General features: G+C 67.2%; 7 protein-coding genes. All 7 read right to left on the reverse strand.

What is annotated here, in order from left to right; genetic code table 11:
• Window positions 1–36: 36 nt before the first annotated feature.
• Window positions 37–1,908 carry a molecular chaperone HtpG gene (gene htpG / locus VI238_RS08510; RefSeq protein ID WP_331650409.1) on the reverse strand — a complete coding sequence of 624 codons (1,872 nt, stop codon included), beginning with the start codon at window positions 1,906–1,908 and terminating at the stop codon, window positions 37–39.
• A 383-nt stretch (window positions 1,909–2,291) separates the two neighbouring features.
• Window positions 2,292–2,657 (reverse strand): 50S ribosomal protein L19, encoded by a 366-nt coding sequence (rplS, locus tag VI238_RS08515; protein ID WP_414650043.1) that lies wholly within the window; start codon window positions 2,655–2,657, stop codon window positions 2,292–2,294.
• A gap of 56 nt (window positions 2,658–2,713) precedes the next feature.
• Entirely contained in the window at window positions 2,714–3,484 is a 771-nt protein-coding gene (trmD, locus tag VI238_RS08520) for a tRNA (guanosine(37)-N1)-methyltransferase TrmD (protein ID WP_331650411.1), read from the reverse strand.
• A 57-nt stretch (window positions 3,485–3,541) separates the two neighbouring features.
• Window positions 3,542–4,054, reverse strand: a complete 513-nt coding sequence (gene rimM, locus VI238_RS08525) for a ribosome maturation factor RimM (RefSeq protein WP_331650413.1) — start codon at window positions 4,052–4,054, stop codon at window positions 3,542–3,544.
• Between the two features lie 4 nt (window positions 4,055–4,058).
• Window positions 4,059–4,310 carry a 30S ribosomal protein S16 gene (gene rpsP, locus VI238_RS08530; RefSeq protein WP_331650414.1) on the reverse strand — a complete coding sequence of 84 codons (252 nt, stop codon included), beginning with the start codon at window positions 4,308–4,310 and terminating at the stop codon, window positions 4,059–4,061.
• A gap of 218 nt (window positions 4,311–4,528) precedes the next feature.
• Window positions 4,529–5,053: a hypothetical protein gene (locus VI238_RS08535; RefSeq protein ID WP_331650415.1), complete on the reverse strand. Its 525-nt coding sequence runs from the start codon at window positions 5,051–5,053 to the stop codon at window positions 4,529–4,531.
• Window positions 5,054–5,057: 4 nt separating this feature from the next.
• The coding region (locus VI238_RS08540; protein WP_331650417.1) for a DUF1501 domain-containing protein at window positions 5,058–5,561 on the reverse strand (504 nt) is incomplete at its 5' end.

The following is a 5,561-nucleotide window of genomic DNA, read 5'->3' on the forward strand; positions in this document are numbered from 1 at the left end:
TGCGACCCGGCCGCCGTTTCGTTTCCGCGCGGGCGCTCAGCTCGCGAGCAGGCGGTTCATGCGCGCGATGAACGCCGCCGGGTCGGCGAGCTGGTCGCCGGCGGCGAGCTGCGCTTCCTCGAGCAGCAGCCGCCCGAGATCCTCGCTGCGTGCGGCTTCGTCCTCCGCGGCGAAACGCTGCACGAGCGGATGGCGCGGATTGACCTCGAGCACGGGCTTGCTCGCGGGGACGTCGTGGCCGGCTTCGCGCAACAACCGTTGCATGTGCAGCGCCATGTCGTACTCGCCGAGCACGATGCAGCTCGGCGAGCCGGTCAGGCGATGGCTCACGCGCACCTGCTCGACCTTGTCGCCGAGCACGCCGGCCAGTTTGTCGAGCATCGGCCTGGCCTCTTCCTCGACCTGCTTGCGCTGCTCCGCGTCGGCGCCGTCGGCGGCCTCGAGTTCGCCTTTCGCGGCGTTGCGCAGCTTCTTTCCGGCGTACTCGCCGAGATAGCCGATCATCCATTCGTCGATTCGATCACTGAGCAACAGCACTTCGATGCCGCGCGCGCGCAGCGATTCGATCTGCGGGCTGCCCTTGGCCGCCGCATGCGTGTCGGCCGTGACGTACCAGACCACGTCCTGGCCAGCCTGCATGCGGCCGATGTAGTCGTCGAGCGAGACGTTCTTCTGTGCGTCGTCGCCATGCGTCGAAGCGAAGCGCAGCAGCTTCGCGATGCGCTCGCGGTTCGCCCCGTCCTCGGCCACGCCCTCCTTGAGCACGTTGCCGAATGCGTTGGTGAACTGCTGGTACTTGGCGGGCTCGTCCTTGGCGACCTTCTCGAGCAGGTCGAGCGTGCGCTTGACGCAGGCGCTGCGGATCTGCGCGACGAGGCGATTCTCCTGCAGGATCTCGCGACTCACGTTGAGCGGCAAGTCGTCGGAGTCGACCACGCCGCGCACGAAGCGCAGGTAGGCCGGAAGCAGCTGCTCGCTCGCGTCCATGATGAACACGCGACGGATGTACAGCTTGAGCCCGTGGCGCTCGTCGCGGCCGCTGAACACGGCGTCGAATGGCTGTTTCTCCGGCACGTACAGCAACGACGTGTAGCTCTGCGAGCCCTCGACGCGATTGTGCGCCCACGCCAGCGCATCATTGAAATCGTGCGAGAGCGACTTGTAGAACGCCTGGTATTCGTCGTCGGCGATCTCGCCCTTCGGCCGCGTCCACAGCGCGGCGGCGTGGTTGACCGTCTCCCATTCGTCCGACGGCTTGCCGTCCTTCTCGACCGGCACGCGGATCGGGAACGCGACGTGGTCGGAGTAGCGCTTGATCAGGTCGCGCAGCCTCCAGCCGTCGAGGAACTCGCCCTCGTCCTGCTTGAGGTGCAGCGTCACCGTCGTGCCGCGGCGCGGCTCGTCGACGGCCTCGATCGTGTAGTCGCCGCTGCCGGACGACTGCCAGCGCACGCCTTCGCCCGCGGGTGCGCCGGCCTTGCGCGTGACGAGCGTGACGCGATCGGCAACGATGAACGCGGAGTAGAAGCCTACGCCGAACTGGCCGATCAACTGGGTGTCCTTGCGCGCGTCCCCCGACAGCGACTCCAGGAAGCGCCGCGTTCCCGAGCGCGCGATCGTGCCGATATTCTCGATCACTTCCTCGCGCCCCATGCCGATGCCGTTGTCGCGGATCGTCAGCGTGCGCGCGTCCTTGTCCCACGACACCTCGATGCGCAGTTCGCTGTCGTCGGCGGTCAACGACGCGTTCGACAATGCAGCGAAGCGCAGCTTGTCGCACGCGTCCGAGGCGTTCGAGACGAGTTCGCGCAGGAAGATTTCCTTGTGCGAGTAGAGCGAATGCGTGACGAGATGCAGGACTTGCGAGACCTCGGCCTCGAAGGACCTGGTTTCGGCGGCATTGGACATGGAACTCCCTCCGTAGATCTGGCTGCGGCCCAGAATGGAGTCGGCGGACGCGGCGTTCAAGACGGCTCGCGCGCGCGGTATGGTGCGTGAAGCCGGGCGGCGGCCTGTTCCGCGCAGCGCCCCATCGACGGCCGGCGGTGCCGGCCACCCGAGGAACGGCAATCCGTAGGGCGGCTCAAGGCCGAAGGCCGGAGCCGGGACAGAAGGCCGCCGCCCCCAACGCGTGCCATGGCGGATCCGCCGCCGCGCCGCTTGATCCGCCCAACGGCTTGATCCGGCCCACCGTGTTCAACCCAAAAAAAAGCGGCCGTCGTTTCCGACGGCCGCTCTGACGAGGAGCACAGACGCGACTCGTATGCTCCAAGACGGTATGTGGTGCTGCGTCAGCCTTCCTTCTTCGCGTGCGCGGAGAGATCCTCGCGGATGCGCGCCGCCTTGCCCTCGAGGCCACGCAGGTAATACAGCTTCGCGCCGCGCACTTTGCCGCGACGCTTGACGACTACCGAATCGATCGACGGGCTGTGCGACTGGAACACGCGCTCGACGCCGGTGCCGTGCGAGATCTTGCGCACGGTGAACGCGGAGTTCAGGCCCGCGTTCTTGCGTGCGATGACGACGCCTTCATAGGCCTGCACGCGCTCGCGGTTGCCTTCCTTGACCTTCACGTTGACGATCACGGTGTCGCCCGGGCTGAACTCCGGCAGCGTGCGGGTCATCTGGGCGGCTTCGAATTGCTGGATCAGGTTCATGACACTCACCACTCTGGTCTGATTTTTTTCGTCGACGCCGGACTGGCCCGCCGCCTTCATTCACCGGATTCGCGGTCCGGCGTGTTCTGTTCGTGCTCGCGCTGGAACTCGACCAGCAGCGCGCGGGACTTCTTGTCCAGCTCGATCCGCGCGAGCAGATCGGGCCGCCGCAGCCAGGTGCGACCCAGCGACTGCTTCAGGCGCCAACGCGCGATCGCCGCGTGGTCGCCCGACGTCAGCACCGCCGGCACGTCGCCCCACTCGTGATGCTCGGGTCGCGTGTAGTGCGGGCAGTCGAGCAGGCCGTTCGAGAACGAATCCTGCTCGGCCGACATGGCATCGTTCAGCACCCCCTGCTGCAGGCGTCCGACCGCATCGATCACGATCGCCGCAGCGAGTTCGCCGCCCGAGAGCACGTAGTCGCCGACGGAAACCTCCTCGTCGACCGCGCGCTCGAGAAACCGTTCGTCCACGCCTTCGTAGCGTCCGCTCAGCAGGACCAGATGATCCAGCCGCGCGAGCTCCGCCACCTTGGCCTGGTCGAGCCGCACTCCCTGCGGACTCAGGTAAACCACTTTCGACTCTCTCGAACCGGCCGCGGCGCGCACGCTCTCGAGCGCCTTCCGCAACGGTTCGATCATCATCACCATGCCGGGACCGCCGCCGTAGCTGCGATCGTCGGCCGAACGATAGTTGTCGCTGGCGAAATCACGCGGATTCCAGGTTGCGATCTCGATCAACCCGCGCTCGCGCGCGCGCCCCACGACTCCTATCCGTGCACAGCCCTCGATGAAATCCGGAAACAACGTGATGACATCGATGCGCATGTCGTTCCTGCGTCCGTCCCGGGCGCACCAGCCGGACTCCAGTCCGTCTTCCGTGTCCTAGAATTCCGGGTCCCAGTCGACGGTGATGAGGCCTCCATCGAGATCGACCGCGGTCACGAACCGGCCGGGCAGGAACGGGATCAGCCGTTCGCGCTCCGCGTCCCTGACCACCAGCACGTCGTTCGACCCGGTCGCAATCAGATGCGACACGCGCCCGAGCGCCCTGCCTTCGACCGTGACGACCTCGAGTCCTTCGAGATCGGCCCAGTAGTACTCGCCGGGCGCCGCCTTCGGCAACGCCGAACGCGCGACCCAGATCTCGGTGCCGACCAGCGCCGCGGCAGCGTCGCGGTCCGTCACACCGGGCAGCTCGGCGACGATGCCCTTGCCCTGGGCCCGCCCGCGACCGCCTTCGACCACCGTCTCGCCGGCCGCCGATCGCATTCGCCACGGCATGTAGCGAAAGATCTGCGTCCGGGGTTCCGTGTACGACTCGAGCTTGAGCTCGCCCCGCACGCCGTGCACACCGACCACCTTGCCGAGCAGGACGAATTTCTCCGACCCGCTCACGCGATCAGGCTGCCTTCTTGCTGGCTTCCTTGTAGAGCGACTTGACCTTCTCGGTCATCTGCGCGCCCTTCTCGACCCACGACTTGACCTTCGCGGTGTCGAGTTCCAGACGCACGTCCTTGCCGGCCGCGATCGGGTTGAAATAGCCGACGCGTTCGATGCTGCGGCCGTCGCGCGCGTTGCGCTCGTCGGTCACGACGATGTGGTAGAACGGACGACCCTTGGCACCGCCACGGGAAAGACGAATCTTGACCATTGTTTTTGCTCGATATTTTGCGAAGTCATCGACGTTCGTACCCGGACCGTTGAGCGGCCGTCGCGCGTCGGGAGCCGGGCATTCTAGCGGGAATCAGGAAAAAATAAAGCCCCGCAACGACTTGTCCCCGCTCCGCAGGCGAAAGCCGTCCCCGCCCTTAGCTCGGACGGCAGGGCGCCTCGACCCACGGCATGGCCCCTGGCCGCGATCCGCGTGGCTCAGGGCACGAAGCCGCGAATGTCGAAGCCGTCCCGGAATACCGTCGAGCTCGTCCCCGGCAGCGCGCCGTTCGCGATCCAGTCGTAGATCAGCGCCTGCTGCTCGGGCAGCAGGCCGCCGCCGTAATTGTCGAGCGGCATGCGCGCGCCGACGCCGGGCGTGTCGCAGTTGACCTTGCGGAACAGCAGGCTGTCCTCGGGTCGCCCCGGCACGACGTAGAGGATGCCCTCGTCTTCCCCGCTCGGCACGCCGACGAGATGGCCCCACGAGGCGCCCGCGCTGAGATCGAGTCCGCCGCTCGGCATCGGCGGCGGCGCGAAGTGGCAATCGATGCAGCCGGCGCTGCCGCCGTTCGTCGCGTAGTCGTCGAACAGGGCCTGGATCGCCGCGCCGTAGGTGATCGCGTAATCCGGCGGGATGTCGGCGATGCGCGTGCAGCCGGCGGGCACGCCCGCGTACGCGCGCACGGCCGCGCAGGCCAGCACGATGCCGGCCACGACCGCGATGGCCGGCGCCGTGCGCATCGACTCAGACGAAACCGAGATTGGCGCTGCCGAAGTTCGCGAGGTTCGGGAAGATCGCCGCGAGGTCGGTCGGCGAGGTCACGCCGAGCCATTGCGCGAGCGTCGCCGCGTACTGGTCGACGCCGATGCCGGGGATCATCTGGCCGCGCGAGAAGTTGTTCGGCGCGTCGAGATGCTGGTCCGGGAAGCCGCTGATCGGCCCGCCGCCGTTCGTGTACAGCTTGCCGCCGTTGACCGCGCCGCCGAGCACGAACTGCACGCCGCCCCAGGCATGGTCCGAGCCGGACCCGTTCGACTGCAAGGTGCGCGCGAACTCCGAAGCGGTGAACAAGGTCACCTCGTCCTGCGCGTCGACGTCACCCGGCGCGAGCGCCTGCCAGAACGCGGACACTGCGTCGGAGACGAGCTTGAGCAACGCGGCATGATCGTTGTTGCCGCCCGACATCAGGCCCGAATGCAGGTCGAAGCCGCCGAGGCGCACGTAGTAGATCTGGCGAGCGGCGTAGTT

This window comes from Dokdonella sp. (genome assembly GCF_036518555.1).
GTDB lineage: Bacteria > Pseudomonadota > Gammaproteobacteria > Xanthomonadales > Rhodanobacteraceae > Dokdonella_A.

Coding starts and splice junctions, on each gene's coding strand:
- trmD (WP_331650411.1), bottom strand. CDS start 3,484: ATGCGCATCGATGTCATCACGTTGTTTCCGGATTTCATCGAGGGCTGT.
- rpsP (WP_331650414.1), bottom strand. CDS start 4,310: ATGGTCAAGATTCGTCTTTCCCGTGGCGGTGCCAAGGGTCGTCCGTTC.
- rplS (WP_414650043.1), bottom strand. CDS start 2,657: ATGAACCTGATCCAGCAATTCGAAGCCGCCCAGATGACCCGCACGCTG.
- htpG (WP_331650409.1), bottom strand. CDS start 1,908: ATGTCCAATGCCGCCGAAACCAGGTCCTTCGAGGCCGAGGTCTCGCAA.
- VI238_RS08535 (WP_331650415.1), bottom strand. CDS start 5,053: ATGCGCACGGCGCCGGCCATCGCGGTCGTGGCCGGCATCGTGCTGGCC.